Annotated in this window: 13 protein-coding genes; 11 read left to right on the top strand and 2 right to left on the bottom strand. The window is 40.2% G+C overall.

The window, feature by feature from the left end:
- Positions 1–52 precede the first annotated feature (52 nt).
- The 9 genes from rpsA (at position 53) to sufB (ending at position 9,060) form a co-directional block, all read left to right on the top strand.
- The gene (rpsA, locus tag OCF95_RS02085) at positions 53–1,255 is read left to right on the top strand and encodes a 30S ribosomal protein S1 (protein ID WP_001001630.1); all 1,203 of its coding nucleotides are present in this window, start codon (positions 53–55) and stop codon (positions 1,253–1,255) included.
- A gap of 85 nt (positions 1,256–1,340) precedes the next feature.
- Positions 1,341–1,838 carry a GAF domain-containing protein gene (locus OCF95_RS02080; RefSeq protein ID WP_214617325.1) on the top strand — a complete coding sequence of 166 codons (498 nt, stop codon included), beginning with the start codon at positions 1,341–1,343 and terminating at the stop codon, positions 1,836–1,838.
- Positions 1,838–3,493: a DNA polymerase III subunit gamma/tau gene (dnaX, locus tag OCF95_RS02075; protein ID WP_020901732.1), complete on the top strand. Its 1,656-nt coding sequence runs from the start codon at positions 1,838–1,840 to the stop codon at positions 3,491–3,493. The genes OCF95_RS02080 and dnaX overlap by 1 nt, the downstream gene beginning before the upstream one ends.
- A 27-nt stretch (positions 3,494–3,520) precedes the next feature.
- Complete coding sequence (locus OCF95_RS02070) at positions 3,521–3,715, top strand: DUF3272 domain-containing protein (RefSeq protein WP_001081602.1); 195 nt, start codon at positions 3,521–3,523, stop codon at positions 3,713–3,715.
- Positions 3,716–3,865: 150 nt separating this feature from the next.
- Positions 3,866–4,636: a Fe-S cluster assembly ATPase SufC gene (gene sufC / locus OCF95_RS02065; protein ID WP_000114489.1), complete on the top strand. Its 771-nt coding sequence runs from the start codon at positions 3,866–3,868 to the stop codon at positions 4,634–4,636.
- Positions 4,637–4,663: 27 nt separating this feature from the next.
- Positions 4,664–5,926 (top strand): Fe-S cluster assembly protein SufD, encoded by a 1,263-nt coding sequence (sufD, locus tag OCF95_RS02060; protein ID WP_084888351.1) that lies wholly within the window; start codon positions 4,664–4,666, stop codon positions 5,924–5,926.
- 10 nt (positions 5,927–5,936) lie between these two features.
- Positions 5,937–7,163 (top strand): cysteine desulfurase, encoded by a 1,227-nt coding sequence (locus OCF95_RS02055; RefSeq protein WP_261104802.1) that lies wholly within the window; start codon positions 5,937–5,939, stop codon positions 7,161–7,163.
- On the top strand, positions 7,150–7,590 hold the full coding sequence (gene sufU / locus OCF95_RS02050) for a Fe-S cluster assembly sulfur transfer protein SufU (protein ID WP_045611426.1): 441 nt from the start codon (positions 7,150–7,152) through the stop codon (positions 7,588–7,590). The genes OCF95_RS02055 and sufU overlap by 14 nt, the downstream gene beginning before the upstream one ends.
- Positions 7,591–7,647: 57 nt before the next feature.
- Positions 7,648–9,060: a Fe-S cluster assembly protein SufB gene (gene sufB / locus OCF95_RS02045; RefSeq protein ID WP_000797054.1), complete on the top strand. Its 1,413-nt coding sequence runs from the start codon at positions 7,648–7,650 to the stop codon at positions 9,058–9,060.
- An 84-nt stretch (positions 9,061–9,144) separates the two neighbouring features.
- Here sufB and pbp3 read toward each other — a convergent pair whose 3' ends face one another.
- On the bottom strand, positions 9,145–10,386 hold the full coding sequence (gene pbp3 / locus OCF95_RS02040; RefSeq protein ID WP_261069407.1) for a D-alanyl-D-alanine carboxypeptidase PBP3: 1,242 nt from the start codon (positions 10,384–10,386) through the stop codon (positions 9,145–9,147).
- Positions 10,387–10,488: 102 nt separating this feature from the next.
- On the opposite strand from pbp3, the gene OCF95_RS02035 reads away from it, so the two are divergent.
- Together OCF95_RS02035 and tuf are read left to right on the top strand one after the other, a co-directional pair.
- A complete protein-coding gene (locus tag OCF95_RS02035) occupies positions 10,489–11,589 on the top strand; it encodes an AI-2E family transporter (RefSeq protein ID WP_150922641.1) in 1,101 nt (366 codons plus the stop codon).
- A gap of 206 nt (positions 11,590–11,795) precedes the next feature.
- Entirely contained in the window at positions 11,796–12,992 is a 1,197-nt protein-coding gene (tuf, locus tag OCF95_RS02030) for an elongation factor Tu (RefSeq protein ID WP_001040726.1), read from the top strand.
- A gap of 318 nt (positions 12,993–13,310) precedes the next feature.
- Here tuf and OCF95_RS02025 read toward each other — a convergent pair whose 3' ends face one another.
- A complete protein-coding gene (locus OCF95_RS02025) occupies positions 13,311–13,691 on the bottom strand; it encodes a hypothetical protein (protein WP_223330095.1) in 381 nt (126 codons plus the stop codon).
- Between the last annotated feature and the right edge of the window lie 112 nt (positions 13,692–13,803).

Here is a 13,803-nt window from a genome sequence, read left to right as displayed (position 1 = left end):
ATTATAAGTATGTCAAGTTTAAGAAAAACTTGATTGTTGGAGGATTTTTTAGATGAACGAATTTGAAGATTTGCTAAATAGCGTTAGCCAAGTTGAGACTGGTGATGTTGTTAGTGCTGAAGTATTGACAGTTGATGCGACTCAAGCTAACGTTGCAATCTCTGGAACTGGTGTTGAAGGTGTCTTGACTCTTCGCGAATTGACAAACGATCGCGATGCAGATATCAATGACTTTGTTAAAGTAGGAGAAGTATTGGATGTTCTTGTACTTCGTCAAGTAGTTGGTAAAGATACTGATACAGTTACATACCTTGTATCTAAAAAACGCCTTGAAGCTCGCAAAGCATGGGACAAACTTGTTGGTCGCGAAGAAGAAGTTGTTACTGTTAAAGGAACTCGTGCCGTTAAAGGTGGACTTTCAGTAGAATTTGAAGGTGTTCGTGGATTTATCCCAGCTTCAATGTTGGATACTCGTTTCGTACGTAACACTGAGCGTTTTGTAGGTCAAGAATTTGATGCTAAAATCAAAGAAGTTGACGCTAAAGAAAACCGCTTCATCCTTTCACGTCGTGAAGTTGTTGAAGCAGCTACAGCAGCAGCTCGCGCTGAAGTATTTGGTAAATTGGCTGTTGGTGATGTAGTAACTGGTAAAGTTGCACGTATCACAAGTTTTGGTGCTTTCATCGACCTTGGTGGTGTTGACGGATTGGTTCACTTGACTGAATTGTCACACGAACGTAACGTATCACCAAAATCAGTTGTAACTGTTGGTGAAGAAATTGAAGTTAAAATCCTTGATCTTAACGAAGAAGAAGGACGTGTCTCACTTTCACTTAAAGCAACAACACCTGGACCATGGGATGGCGTTGAGCAAAAATTGGCTAAAGGTGATGTAGTAGAAGGAACAGTTAAACGTTTGACTGACTTCGGTGCATTTGTTGAAGTATTGCCAGGTATCGATGGACTTGTTCACGTATCACAAATTTCACACAAACGTATTGAAAATCCAAAAGAAGCTCTTAAAGTAGGTCAAGAAGTTAAAGTTAAAGTTCTTGAAGTTAACGCAGATGCAGAGCGCGTATCACTTTCTATCAAAGCTCTTGAAGAGCGTCCAGCTCAAGAAGAAGGACAAAAAGAAGAAAAACGTGCTGCTCGTCCACGTCGTCCAAAGCGTCAAGAAAAACGTGATTTCGAACTTCCAGAAACACAAACAGGATTCTCAATGGCTGACTTGTTCGGTGATATCGAACTTTAATCAAATTGAAAATTCACAAAATCCTTTGTTTACTAAACAAGGGATTTTTCTTTTGTCTGTAAGCCTTTTTTGATATAATAGTCCTATGTTAGAATCAGAAAAACAATCACGTTATCAAATGTTAAATGAAGAGCTCTCTTTTTTATTGGATAGTGAAACCAATGTTTTGGCTAATCTTTCCAACGCCAGTGCTCTTCTAAAATCACGCTTACCTAATACCGTATTTGCAGGCTTTTATCTGTTCGATGGAAAGGAATTGGTTCTAGGTCCTTTCCAAGGAGGTGTTTCCTGCATCCGTATTGCACTGGGAAAAGGTGTTTGTGGGGAGGCAGCTCATTTTCAGGAAACTGTTCTGGTTGGTGATGTAACAATTTATCCCAACTATATTTCTTGTGATAGTCGAGCTAAAAGTGAAATTGTTGTGCCGATGATAAAGAATGGTCAATTACTTGGAGTTCTGGATCTGGATTCTTCAGAGCTTGATGATTATGATGCTATGGATCGAGATTATTTGGAACAATTTGTCGCTATTTTGCTTGAAAAGACAGAATGGGACTTTACAATGTTTGGGGAGAAAGCCTAATGTATCAAGCACTTTATCGAAAATATAGAAGTCAAAACTTCTCCCAGTTGGTTGGTCAAGAAGTTGTGGCTAAGACTCTTAAACAAGCAGTAGAGCAAGAGAAAATAAGTCATGCCTATCTTTTCTCTGGTCCACGTGGAACGGGAAAAACTAGTGTGGCTAAGATCTTTGCCAAAGCTATGAACTGTCCCAATCAAGTGGGTGGTGAACCTTGTAATAACTGCTATATTTGCCAAGCGGTGACGGATGGTAGTTTAGAAGATGTCATCGAAATGGATGCAGCCTCTAATAATGGGGTTGATGAAATTCGTGAAATTCGTGATAAATCTACCTACGCCCCTAGTCTTGCCCGTTATAAGGTTTATATCATAGACGAGGTTCACATGCTGTCTACAGGAGCTTTTAATGCCCTTCTAAAGACGCTGGAAGAGCCAACACAGAATGTGGTCTTTATTTTGGCCACTACTGAATTGCACAAGATACCTGCTACGATTCTATCTCGTGTGCAACGTTTTGAATTTAAATCAATTAAGACACAGGATATTAAGGAGCATATTCGCTATATCTTAGACAAAGAAAATATCAGTTCTGAACCAGAAGCTGTGGAAATCATTGCTAGACGGGCTGAAGGTGGAATGCGGGACGCCTTGTCTATTTTAGATCAAGCCCTGAGTTTAACACAGGGAAATGAGCTGACGACTGCTATCTCTGAAGAAATTACTGGCACAATTAGTCTATCAGCCTTGGATGATTATGTGGCTGCCTTGTCTCAACAGGATGTTCCCAAGGCTTTGTCTTGCTTGAATCTTCTTTTTGACAATGGTAAGAGCATGACTCGTTTTGTGACCGACCTTTTACACTATTTAAGAGACTTGTTAATTGTTCAAACAGGGGGAGAAAACACTCATCATAGTCCAGTCTTTGTAGAAAATTTGACACTTCCTCAAGAAAATCTGTTTGAAATGATTCGCTTAGCGACAGTCAGTTTAGCAGATATTAAGTCTAGTTTGCAGCCTAAGATTTATGCTGAGATGATGACTATCCGTTTGGCAGAGATTAAGCCTGAACCAGCTCTTTCTGGGGCAGTTGAACATGAAATTTCTGCATTGAGACAGGAAGTTGCGCGTCTTAAACAAGAACTCGCAAATGTGGGAACTGTACCCAAGACAACAAGTCCAGCACCTAGTCGCCCAGCAGCAGGCCAGACAGTCTATCGTGTGGATCGCAATAAAGTGCAATCTATCCTACAAGAGGCCGTCGAAAATCCTGATTTAGCACGTCAAAATCTGATTCGCTTGCAGAATGCCTGGGGAGAAGTGATTGAAAGTCTTGGTGGGCCGGACAAGGCTTTGCTAGTTGGTTCTCAACCGGTTGCCGCCAATGAGCACCATGCTATTCTTGCTTTTGAGTCTAACTTCAATGCTGGTCAAACCATGAAACGGGACAATCTCAACACCATGTTTGGTAACATCCTCAGTCAGGCAGCAGGTTTTTCACCCGAAATTTTAGCCATTTCCATGGAGGAATGGAAAGAAGTTCGAGCAGCCTTTTCAGCCAAAGCCAAATCTTCTCAAACTGAAAAAGAAGCAGAAGAAAGTCTGATTCCAGAAGGATTTGAATTTTTGGCTGATAAAGTGAAGGTAGAGGAAGACTAAAGAAAGATTTCATGATACAATAAGTTTATGAATAGACAACAATTTATTATCATTGCGCTGTTTACAGCTGCTGAGACCTATTTTTTCAATGAAGCTTGGATGACTGGTCGTTATATTATGGCAGCCTTTTGGGCCATTTTGCTCTTTAGAAATTTCCGAGTTAGTTACTTGATGGGCAAGATTGTAGATGTCATTGACCAGCATTTAAAAGGAAAAGACTAGTCCTCAGCTTCTAGACAAAATAAAAGCCTTTTAGGCTTTTTTTTGTTATACTATAAAAGTATATTTATTGACCTTTTACCGTATTTTCTAGGGAAATCAAGTATGTTTCCAGTAAGCACTGTAAAGGCCTTGAAAAAGAAAGGAACTATCATGTCAGTATTAGAGATCAAAGATCTTCACGTTGAGATTGAAGGAAAAGAAATTTTAAAAGGGGTTAACCTGACCCTGAAAACAGGAGAAATCGCCGCTATCATGGGACCAAATGGTACTGGTAAATCGACTCTTTCTGCCGCTATCATGGGAAATCCAAACTATGAAGTTACCAAAGGTGAAGTCTTGTTTGATGGCGTAAACATCCTTGAGTTGGAAGTGGACGAGCGTGCGCGTATGGGACTTTTCCTTGCTATGCAATATCCATCAGAAATTCCTGGTATTACTAACGCTGAGTTTCTTCGTGCAGCCATGAATGCTGGTAAAGAAGACGATGAGAAGATTTCAGTTCGCGAGTTCATCACTAAGCTAGATGAAAAGATGGAATTGCTCAACATGAAAGAAGAAATGGCTGAGCGTTACCTCAACGAAGGTTTCTCTGGTGGTGAGAAAAAACGTAATGAGATTCTTCAACTTTTGATGTTGGAACCAACTTTTGCCCTTTTGGATGAGATTGACTCTGGTCTTGATATTGATGCCCTTAAAGTTGTTTCTAAAGGTGTTAATGCCATGCGTGGTGAAGGCTTTGGTGCTATGATTATCACTCACTACCAACGTCTTTTGAACTACATCACACCTGATGTGGTACACGTCATGATGGAAGGTCGTGTTGTCCTTTCAGGTGGTCCAGAATTGGCTGCGCGTTTGGAACGTGAAGGATACGCAAAACTAGCTGAAGAACTTGGCTACGACTACAAGGAAGAATTGTAATTCCCTCGTATCTTTTAGGAGAAGTAAATGACTAAAGAAAATATTAAACTTTTTTCAGAAATGCACGCTGAACCAAGCTGGTTGGCTGACCTCCGTCAAAAAGCTTTTGATAAGATTGAGACTTTGGAATTACCAGTTATTGAGCGTGTCAAATTCCACCGTTGGAATCTTGGTGATGGAACGATTACAGAAAGTGAGCCATCAGCAAATGTTCCAGATTTCACAGCTCTAGATAATCACTTGAAGTTGGTACAAGTAGGAACTCAAACTGTTTTTGAGCAAACTCCAGTTGAGTTGGCTGAACAGGGTGTTGTCTTCACAGACTTCCATTCAGCTTTAGAAGAAATTCCAGAGCTGATCGAAGAATTCTTCATGGCATCTGTTAAGTATGACGATGACAAGTTGGCAGCCTACCATACAGCTTATTTCAATAGTGGTGCTGTTCTCTATATTCCTGATAACGTGGAAATTGCTGAACCAATCGAAGGAATTTTCTATCAAGACAGCGATAGCGATGTGCCGTTTAACAAGCATATTATGATTATCGCTGGTAAAAATTCTAAGATTAGTTATTTGGAGCGTTTAGAGTCACGTGGTGAAGGAAGTGCCAAAGCAACTGCCAATATCACAGTGGAAGTGATTGCACGTTCTGGTGCGCAAGTGAAGTTTGCGGCTATCGACCGTCTAGGTGAAAACGTCACTGCTTACATTAGCCGTCGTGGTAAATTAGGCAACAATGCAAGCATTGACTGGGCAATCGGTGTCATGAACGAAGGAAACGTCGTTGCTGACTTTGATAGCGACTTGATTGGAAATGGTAGCCATGCAGATCTCAAGGTTGTAGCTCTTTCAAGTGGCCGTCAGGTACAAGGGATTGATACCCGAGTAACTAACTATGGTTGCAACTCAATCGGAAATATCCTTCAACATGGGGTTATTCTTGAAAAAGCAACCTTGACCTTCAATGGTATTGGTCACATTATCAAGGGTGCCAAGGGAGCAGATGCGCAACAAGAAAGTCGTGTTCTTATGCTTTCAGACCAAGCGCGTTCAGATGCCAATCCAATTCTTTTGATTGACGAAAATGATGTTACTGCAGGTCACGCAGCTTCTATCGGTCAGGTAGATCCAGAAGATATGTATTACCTCATGAGCCGTGGCTTGGATAAGGCAACTGCAGAACGCTTGGTTGTTCGTGGTTTCCTTGGATCTGTTATCGTTGAGATTCCAGTCAAGGAAGTTCGTGATGAAATGATTGCAACTATCGAAGAAAAATTGTCAAAACGCTAAGGGGTAGCCTATGTTAGATGTAGAAGTGATTCGCAAGGATTTTCCAATTTTAGACCAGATTGTTAATGATGAACCATTGGTTTATTTGGACAATGCTGCGACGACACAAAAACCACTAGCAGTTCTGGAGACGATTAACCGCTACTATGAGAACGACAATGCCAATGTTCATCGTGGCGTTCATACCTTGGCAGAAAGAGCGACAGCTTCTTATGAAGCCGCTCGTGAAACTATTGGTGAGTTTATCAATGCAGGGTCTACAAAGGAAGTTCTCTTTACCAGAGGAACGACAACCAGTCTGAACTGGGTGGCACACTTTGCAGAGGAAGTCTTGACTGAGGGAGACCAGGTTTTGATTTCTGTCATGGAACATCATTCCAACATCATTCCTTGGCAGGAGGCCTGTCGCAAGACTGGAGCAGAGCTTGTCTATGTTTATCTCAAGGACGGAGCTCTGGATATGGATGATTTGCGAACTAAATTGACTGACAAGGTCAAGTTTGTTTCGCTAGCTCACGCCTCCAATGTTCTTGGTGTGGTTAATCCAATCAAAGAAATCACTCAAATGGCCCACCAAGTGGGAGCCATCATGGTGGTGGATGGTGCTCAGTCTACTCCTCATATGAAGATTGATGTCCAGGACTTGGATGTGGACTTCTTTGCCTTTTCAGGTCACAAGATGGCTGGTCCGACTGGTATCGGTGTTCTTTATGGTAAAGAAAAGTATCTGGAACAAATGTCACCAGTAGAATTTGGCGGCGAAATGATTGATTTCGTTTATGAACAATCTGCTAGTTGGAAGGAATTGCCTTGGAAATTCGAGGCAGGAACTCCTAATATGGCTGGTGCAATCGGACTTGCTGCGGCAGTAGATTATCTTGAAAAGATTGGTATGGATGCCATTGAAGCCCATGAACAAGAATTGATCGCATACGTCTATCCAAAACTGCAGGCGATTGAAGGATTGACTATTTACGGTTCGCAGGACTTGGCTCAACGTTCGGGTGTCATTGCCTTTAACCTAGGTGACCTTCATCCGCACGACCTTGCGACTGCTTTGGATTATGAAGGAGTGGCTGTTCGTGCGGGTCACCATTGCGCTCAACCCTTGCTCCAGTATTTGGATGTCCCAGCTACAGCTCGTGCAAGTTTTTATATCTACAATACCAAGGCAGATTGCGACAAGCTAGTCGATGCCTTACAAAAGACAAAGGAGTTTTTCAATGGCACTTTCTAAACTAGATAGCCTTTATATGGCAGTGGTAGCGGACCATTCGAAAAATCCACATCACCAAGGGAAGTTGGAAGACGCTGAGCAAATCAGTCTCAACAATCCGACCTGTGGAGATGTCATCAATCTCTCTGTCAAGTTTGATGTAGATGACCGTTTGGAGGATATCGCTTTTCTAAATTCAGGTTGCACCATCTCTACAGCATCTGCTAGTATGATGACGGACGCAGTTTTAGGAAAAACCAAACAAGAAATATTAGAACTTGCAACTATTTTTTCTGAAATGGTTCAAGGGCAAAAAGATGAACGCCAAGACCAACTAGGCGATGCAGCTTTCTTATCAGGTGTTGCCAAATTTCCTCAACGAATCAAGTGTGCAACCCTAGCTTGGAACGCCCTGAAGAAAACAATTGAAAATCAAGAAAATCAGTAAGACAAGTTTCTTTTGTCTTATGAATCAGTAGAAATGAAGAATGAAAGAAAGGATATTATGGCTGAAGAAAGAGTAGAACCAAAACCAATTGACCTTGGTGAATATAAATTTGGTTTCCATGATGATGTAGAGCCTGTCCTATCGACAGGAAAAGGATTGAATGAAGATGTCATTCGTGAACTATCAGCTGCTAAGGGAGAACCTGAGTGGATGCTAGAATTCCGTTTGAAGTCTTATGAAACCTTCAAGAAAATGCCCATGCAAACTTGGGGAGCAGACTTGTCAGAGATTGATTTTGATGACTTGATCTACTACCAAAAACCATCTGACAAACCAGCTCGTTCATGGGATGAAGTTCCTGAAAAAATTAAAGAAACCTTTGAACGTATCGGGATTCCGGAAGCTGAGCGTGCCTATCTAGCAGGTGCCTCTGCCCAGTATGAGTCAGAAGTGGTTTACCACAACATGAAGGAAGAGTTCCAGAAGTTGGGGATTATCTTTACAGATACGGATTCTGCCCTCAAGGAATACCCAGACTTGTTTAAACAATACTTTGCTAAGTTGGTACCGCCAACAGATAACAAATTGGCTGCCCTTAACTCAGCAGTATGGTCTGGTGGAACCTTTATCTACGTACCAAAAGGGGTCAAGGTAGATATTCCTCTTCAAACTTACTTCCGTATCAACAACGAGAATACAGGTCAGTTTGAACGTACCTTGATTATCGTTGATGAGGGAGCAAGTGTCCATTATGTAGAAGGATGTACAGCGCCAACTTATTCAAGTAACAGCTTGCACGCTGCCATCGTAGAAATCTTTGCCTTGGATGGAGCTTATATGCGTTATACGACTATCCAAAACTGGTCTGATAACGTCTATAACTTGGTAACCAAACGTGCTAAAGCTCAAAAGGATGCCACTGTTGAGTGGATTGATGGTAACTTGGGTGCTAAAACAACCATGAAATACCCATCTGTTTACCTAGATGGAGAAGGGGCGCGTGGTACCATGCTCTCTATTGCCTTTGCCAATGCAGGGCAACACCAGGACACTGGTGCCAAGATGATCCACAATGCTCCACATACCAGCTCGTCTATTGTGTCTAAATCCATCGCTAAAGGCGGAGGAAAGGTTGACTACCGTGGACAGGTAACTTTTAATAAGAACTCTAAGAAATCTGTTTCTCACATCGAGTGTGATACCATTATCATGGATGACTTGTCAGCATCAGATACCATTCCGTTTAACGAAATTCACAACTCACAAGTCGCTTTGGAACACGAAGCTAAGGTATCTAAGATTTCAGAAGAGCAACTCTATTACCTCATGAGCCGTGGATTGTCAGAATCTGAAGCAACTGAGATGATTGTAATGGGATTTGTAGAACCCTTTACAAAAGAACTTCCAATGGAATATGCAGTTGAGCTGAACCGCTTGATCAGCTACGAAATGGAAGGATCAGTTGGGTAAAATTTGATTTTAGATTTACCCAAGGTCAAGAACTTTGAAGATGAACTTCTAACAAAAAATCGCGGTTTAAATCGCGATTTTTTTTTATAATTTTTCGTTGATAAATCGGATAAACTGATTCCACCAAACTTTTAAGAAGAAAGCTTTTTCAACTTTCTTTTCTGCTACCATTTCGAAACTAGGGCGTTCTGTGGTAATGTAACCTTGACCAATCAAGTCCTTGTCTTCATAAGTCAAATGTCCAACCACTGTTCCGGCTTCAAGTGGTGCTGGGATTGCTTTAGAATCAGGAGTGAATTGAACAGATTGGGAAGATTGACTTCCAACACGTTCAATTAGAGAGATATCATCTTTGGCAACGGCAGTGACCGTATCTTCTTTTCCATCTTGTACAGGTGCTTTGCTATCTTGGTAGGCATCGCCTTTTTGAACGATTTTGCGAAGCGTGAATGTAGAAGAAATATAATCCATTAGTGAGGATGTAGCTGTGAAGCGAGCGTAAGGATTATTGTCCTGATGGTCTGCATTCAAAACAACTGTGATAACCCTCATCCCTTTTTCAACAGTAGTACCAACAAAAGATTCTCCAGCCTTGTCTGTTGTTCCTGTCTTAAGGCCATCAAAACCACCGCGATAAGCAGGCATACCCTCTAACATGTAGTTGGTAGAAGTGATTGTCATCCCAGCAAAAGTAGATGAAGGTTTTTTAGTGATTTCCAAGACTTGTGGGTATTTTTTGATGAGGTTGCGAGCAACGATAGCGACATCATATGCACTGAGTTTATTTTCATCATCTTTTTTAGAGCCCGGGTAAATGTTATCCCCTAGAGTCTCATTGTTCAGACCCGTCGTATTGACAACAGTAGCATCCTGAATTCCCCATTCCAAGAGTTTTGCCCGCATCATATCGACGAAGTCTTTTTCTGAGCCAGCAATTTTCTCTGCTAAGGCAATAGCTGCACTGTTAGCACTAGATACTAATGTTGCTTCAAGTAGTTGTTCGACGGTGTAATTACGAGCCTCCATAGGAACATTACTTGCTTCAGAATTAGTTGTTAATTTGTAAGGATAGTCAGAAATATCTACTGGGGTAGATAGTGTAATACTTCCATTTTCCAAGGCTTCATAGACAAGATAGACCGTAATCAATTTTGTGATGGAAGCAATTTCGACAGGTTGGGTTGCATCTTTTTCATAGAGAATTTTACCAGTATTCGCCTCAACGGCAATTGCATGTTTAGCAGCAATATTAAAATCTTGAGCAGCAACAGTAGATGCTGAGCCAATAACGGAAAGGCTTAAAAGAGTTAAAATTATTTTTTTCATAGTAAGTTTATTCTATCATAAAGAAAAAAATATTCCCAGTTTCATGATATAAGAAAGAAGCTTTTTTGAAAGTGTGGTAAAATAGATGAATGGAGGTACCTCATGTTTCGTAAGAATAAATTATTTTTTTGGACCAGTGAGATTTTACTATTAACCATTATCTTTTATTTATGGAGAGAGATGGGAGCGATTATTACACCTTTTGTAAGCGTTGCAAACACTATAATGATTCCCTTTCTTTTAGGTGGCTTTTTATATTATTTGACCAATCCTATTGTAAATTTTTTACAAAAGTATTTCAAAATTAACCGTATCATTGGTATTCTACTAACCTTGTGCGCCTTGGTTTGGGGGCTAGTTATTGGGGTAGTCTATCTCTTACCGATTTTGATTAATCAGCTGACAAGTTTGATTGCAACAAGTCATAGTCGTTTGCAAGATTTGATTGTGGATTTATCTACTTATCCAGCCTTTCAAAATTTAGATATTCAAGCGACGATTCAACAGTTAAATCTCTCCTATGTAGATATTCTACAGAATATCCTAAATAGTGTAACGAATAGTGTTGGAAGTGTCCTATCTGCGCTCTTTAGTACTGTTTTGATTATTATCATGACCCCTGTATTTTTAATTTATTTTTTGTTAGATGGTCACAAGTTCTTGCCGATGCTTGAACGTACTGTTTTAAAGCGAGACAAGTTGCATATTACAGGTCTTTTAAAAAATTTGAATACTACAATTGCTCGATATATTAGTGGAGTTGCTATTGATGCGATTATTATTGGTTGTTTGGCCTTTATCGGATATAGCGTAATCGGTTTGAAATACGCTTTGGTCTTCGCTATCTTTTCAGGATTAGCCAATCTCATTCCTTATGTAGGCCCAAGTATTGGTTTGATTCCGATGATTATCGCTAATGTCTTTACTGATCCTCATAGAATGCTGATTGCAGTTGTTTATATGCTGATTATTCAACAAGTGGATGGAAATATTCTTTACCCTCGAATCGTTGGTGGTGTGATGAAGGTTCATCCAATTACGATTTTAGTATTACTTTTGTTATCAAGTAATATCTATGGTGTCATTGGTATGATTGTCGCAGTACCAACCTATTCTATCTTAAAAGAAATTTCTAAGTTTTTATCACGCTTGTATGAAAATCATAAAATAATGAAAGAACGAGAAAGAGAATTAGCTAAGTAAAAGTCAGGAAATTCCTGATTTTTCTTTTTCATTAAAGAAGTGATAGGAGTAGAATTACCGTTTAGATTAGCAGATTAAGAATAATTCACAAAAACTTTGTAAAACACTTGCAATTTAGCTGAAATTTGATAAAATAGTAAGGAAAGTTAGACTGTATTGCCTACTGTCTATCTATAAAATATATTTTATTGGAGGCTTTTACTCAAATGGCAAAAGAAAAATACGATCGTAGTAAACCACACGTTAACATTGGTACTATCGGACACGTTGACCACGGTAAAACTACTTTGACAGCAGCTATCACAACTGTTTTGGCACGTCGCTTGCCTTCATCAGTTAACCAACCTAAAGACTATGCGTCTATCGATGCTGCTCCAGAAGAACGCGAACGCGGTATCACAATCAACACTGCGCACGTTGAGTACGAAACTGAAAAACGTCACTACGCTCACATCGACGCTCCAGGACACGCGGACTACGTTAAAAACATGATCACTGGTGCCGCTCAAATGGACGGAGCTATCCTTGTAGTAGCTTCAACTGACGGACCAATGCCACAAACTCGTGAGCACATCCTTCTTTCACGTCAGGTTGGTGTTAAACACCTTATCGTCTTCATGAACAAAGTTGACTTGGTTGACGACGAAGAATTGCTTGAATTGGTTGAAATGGAAATCCGTGACCTATTGTCAGAATACGACTTCCCAGGTGACGATCTTCCAGTTATCCAAGGTTCAGCTCTTAAAGCCCTTGAAGGTGACACTAAATACGAAGACATCGTTATGGAATTGATGAACACAGTTGATGAGTACATCCCAGAACCAGAACGTGACACTGACAAACCATTGCTTCTTCCAGTCGAAGACGTATTCTCAATCACTGGACGTGGTACAGTTGCTTCAGGACGTATCGACCGTGGTATCGTTAAAGTCAACGACGAAATCGAAATCGTTGGTATCAAAGAAGAAACTCAAAAAGCAGTCGTTACTGGTGTTGAAATGTTCCGTAAACAACTTGATGAAGGTCTTGCCGGAGATAACGTAGGTGTACTTCTTCGTGGTGTTCAACGTGACGAAATCGAACGTGGACAAGTTATCGCTAAACCAGGTTCAATCAACCCACACACTAAATTCAAAGGTGAAGTTTACATCCTTACTAAAGAAGAAGGTGGACGTCACACTCCATTCTTCAACAACTACCGTCCACAATTCTACTTCCGTACTACTGACGTTACAGGTTCAATCGAACTTCCAGCAGGTACTGAAATGGTAATGCCTGGTGATAACGTGACAATCGACGTTGAGTTGATCCACCCAATCGCCGTAGAACAAGGTACTACATTCTCTATCCGTGAGGGTGGACGTACTGTTGGTTCAGGTATGGTTACAGAAATCGAAGCTTAATTCGATTTAGTTCCCAGAAGAACAATTATTTAAGTCAGACACTAAAAGAATCTTGCTTTGCAAGGTTCTTTTTTTAAAAAAATAAAAAGATAGACCTGATAAAGTCCAGATCCATCTAATAAGTTATTTTCAAGTGACTAGTTCGCTCCAAACACTAACATTCGATATAGTAGAGGTTTCACCAGCTGGAACCCATTTGTTAGTTCCTAAGTATCTAACTTCTAGTTTACGAACATTTACTATGTAAGATGCTTTTAGCCTGATGTAACCATAAGTGTAGGGTGGTACGTTATGGGATACTGAGTGATTTAAACTAAGTCAAAATCCAGACTCAGGAGCAGAAAAGCTAACAGCTGCACTTAAAGTTAGGGTAGCTCCAGCTTTTCCACCATAAGCAGTTGAACTTAGAGATCCTGATGTAGCGCTGCTCTTATAAGAGTGAGAGGAGCTAGTTCTATAGTCTGCAACACCAGTTGCATTAGAACGAGTCTGATACGTAGATTTAGACTCTAAATAGGCGTCTCTAAGTTCAGTCGTATAAAATGACAATAACTCTCCTGTGTTGATATCTTTTACAACACGATTAGATACAATTTCATAATTTGTGCAAGGATAGACATCAGCAAAAACCGTAGATGTTGTGACTAAGAAAAATAGATTTGATAGAACAGAGAAAAACAATAATTTCAATTTAATCATAAAAAAATGTCTATTCTTCATGATCAAAAGATTATTTTTTCAATCCTTTGAAAGTCATAATGCAACCCGAAAGGATACTGAGAGTTCCTATAGGTCTCCAATATAGCTGCCA

It is taken from the genome of Streptococcus mitis (assembly GCF_946188615.1).
Taxonomy (GTDB): Bacteria; Bacillota; Bacilli; order Lactobacillales; family Streptococcaceae; genus Streptococcus; species Streptococcus mitis_BZ.
The sequence above is the reverse complement of the archived record's forward strand: the minus strand, read 5'-3'. Positions and strand labels throughout refer to the sequence as shown.

What these genes read in the sequence shown, in the direction of transcription:
- rpsA (WP_001001630.1), top strand. Translation starts at nt 53, where the DNA reads ATGAACGAATTTGAAGATTTGCTAAATAGCGTTAGCCAAGTTGAGACT.
- OCF95_RS02080 (WP_214617325.1), top strand. Translation starts at nt 1,341, where the DNA reads ATGTTAGAATCAGAAAAACAATCACGTTATCAAATGTTAAATGAAGAG.
- dnaX (WP_020901732.1), top strand. Translation starts at nt 1,838, where the DNA reads ATGTATCAAGCACTTTATCGAAAATATAGAAGTCAAAACTTCTCCCAG.
- OCF95_RS02070 (WP_001081602.1), top strand. Translation starts at nt 3,521, where the DNA reads ATGAATAGACAACAATTTATTATCATTGCGCTGTTTACAGCTGCTGAG.
- sufC (WP_000114489.1), top strand. Translation starts at nt 3,866, where the DNA reads ATGTCAGTATTAGAGATCAAAGATCTTCACGTTGAGATTGAAGGAAAA.
- sufD (WP_084888351.1), top strand. Translation starts at nt 4,664, where the DNA reads ATGACTAAAGAAAATATTAAACTTTTTTCAGAAATGCACGCTGAACCA.
- OCF95_RS02055 (WP_261104802.1), top strand. Translation starts at nt 5,937, where the DNA reads ATGTTAGATGTAGAAGTGATTCGCAAGGATTTTCCAATTTTAGACCAG.
- sufU (WP_045611426.1), top strand. Translation starts at nt 7,150, where the DNA reads ATGGCACTTTCTAAACTAGATAGCCTTTATATGGCAGTGGTAGCGGAC.
- sufB (WP_000797054.1), top strand. Translation starts at nt 7,648, where the DNA reads ATGGCTGAAGAAAGAGTAGAACCAAAACCAATTGACCTTGGTGAATAT.
- pbp3 (WP_261069407.1), bottom strand. Translation starts at nt 10,386, where the DNA reads ATGAAAAAAATAATTTTAACTCTTTTAAGCCTTTCCGTTATTGGCTCA.
- OCF95_RS02035 (WP_150922641.1), top strand. Translation starts at nt 10,489, where the DNA reads ATGTTTCGTAAGAATAAATTATTTTTTTGGACCAGTGAGATTTTACTA.
- tuf (WP_001040726.1), top strand. Translation starts at nt 11,796, where the DNA reads ATGGCAAAAGAAAAATACGATCGTAGTAAACCACACGTTAACATTGGT.
- OCF95_RS02025 (WP_223330095.1), bottom strand. Translation starts at nt 13,691, where the DNA reads ATGATTAAATTGAAATTATTGTTTTTCTCTGTTCTATCAAATCTATTT.